Consider the following 1,428-nt stretch of genomic DNA (forward strand, 5'->3'; position numbering starts at 1 on the left):
TGACAAATCCTGAAATAGGTTGACTAAAAATTAAACACTTTTAGTAAACTATGAAACCCACAAAAAAAGAACAGTGTCCAAAAATTGAGTACAAAAAAATCGGTTTTGATCTCAAACTTTCCATCATTGACCAAATTTCAAATGGTCAGATTTCCCTAAATCACGCTTCTAAGTTGCATGGGATTTCTCGCTCTTCAATAACCTATTGGATGAAAAAATTGCGTTCCTTTGAACAAAACTCCAAAACAATGAGCAAGAATCAAGAACTAAAAAAACTTAAAGAGCGTATCGAAGAACTGGAATTCATTAAAGACTTTCAACAAATGATTATTGCTGATTTTGAAGTAAGCACTAATCTTGATTTTGCAAAAAAGTCATTGCCCGAAGCATTGCTAAAAGAAGTGGAGAAAAAGAAAAAAGACCTTTTAAAATCAAATGGTTCTCCAGGTGTTTCGGAATAAGCACGCAGGCTTATTACAAAAGAATTAACAAACAAAAAATTGAGGATTTAGAGACTCTAAAAATCAAAAAACTCATCACTCCTATTCGCCAAAAAATGGCTCGATATGGAGCCAAAAAACTATATCTTGACCTGAAAGATGATTTTAAAAAAAATGATATCAAAATGGGTAGAGATAGGTTCATTCATTTTTTAAGATATCACAATTTATTAATCCGAAAAACAAAACTATATCACATTACAACAGACTCTAAACATGGGTTTTACAAATCAAAAGACTTATTAGCTGATCTAGAAATTAAACACGCAGAACAGGTCTTTGTCAGCGATATAACTTACATTAAACTTGCTTCCCAACATGCTTATTTAGCATTAGTTACGGACGTTTATTCCAAGAAAATTATGGGATACAAAATTGACACCAATATGCGCGTCAAACTTGTCAAAGATGCTTTAGAAATGGCTGTTAAAAACAGACGTTACAAAAATGAAAATCTAATCCATCACTCCGATAGAGGAATACAATATTGCTGTCCCGATTTTGCTGAATTTTCCAAATCGAAGAACATTATTCTTAGTACAACTCAAAATTCCAGCCCATACGAAAATGCGGTCGCAGAAAGAATTAATGGAATATTAAAACAGGAATTTGGACTAAATAAAACAATTCCAAACTTAAAAACTTCTCAAAAAATGGTAAAACAAGCAATTGAAATTTATAATAACCAGCGCAGACATTGCTCTCTAGGAATGAAAACACCTGAATTTGCTCATGTGAATCAAATTCACAAATACAAGTCTTATAAGAAGAATAAAATCCCTATTTTAGTTGCGTAGGATTGTTGGCAAGTTTGGAAAAAAATCCCTCAAAAGATTTTTTCTAAACTTTTCAATATTACGTCTACAATCAACTATTTTTGAAATTAGTAAACAACCAAAAATAGTCAACCTATATCAGGACAAGACAA

At 31.6% G+C, this 1,428-nt stretch carries 2 protein-coding genes; both read left to right on the forward strand.

Going from position 1 to position 1,428, the window contains the following annotated elements; all coding sequences use genetic code 11:
- Positions 1-50 precede the first annotated feature (50 nt).
- On the forward strand, positions 51-461 hold the full coding sequence (locus H8R22_RS15555) for a helix-turn-helix domain-containing protein (protein ID WP_187011322.1): 411 nt from the start codon (positions 51-53) through the stop codon (positions 459-461).
- Positions 458-1,297 carry an IS3 family transposase gene (locus tag H8R22_RS15560; RefSeq protein ID WP_317171775.1) on the forward strand — a complete coding sequence of 280 codons (840 nt, stop codon included), beginning with the start codon at positions 458-460 and terminating at the stop codon, positions 1,295-1,297. The genes H8R22_RS15555 and H8R22_RS15560 overlap by 4 nt, the downstream gene beginning before the upstream one ends.
- Positions 1,298-1,428: the final 131 nt, after the last annotated feature.

The sequence above is a fragment of the Flavobacterium kayseriense genome (assembly GCF_014305095.1).
Lineage (GTDB): Bacteria > Bacteroidota > Bacteroidia > Flavobacteriales > Flavobacteriaceae > Flavobacterium > Flavobacterium kayseriense.

Coding starts and splice junctions, on each gene's coding strand:
- H8R22_RS15555 (WP_187011322.1), top strand. CDS start 51: ATGAAACCCACAAAAAAAGAACAGTGTCCAAAAATTGAGTACAAAAAA.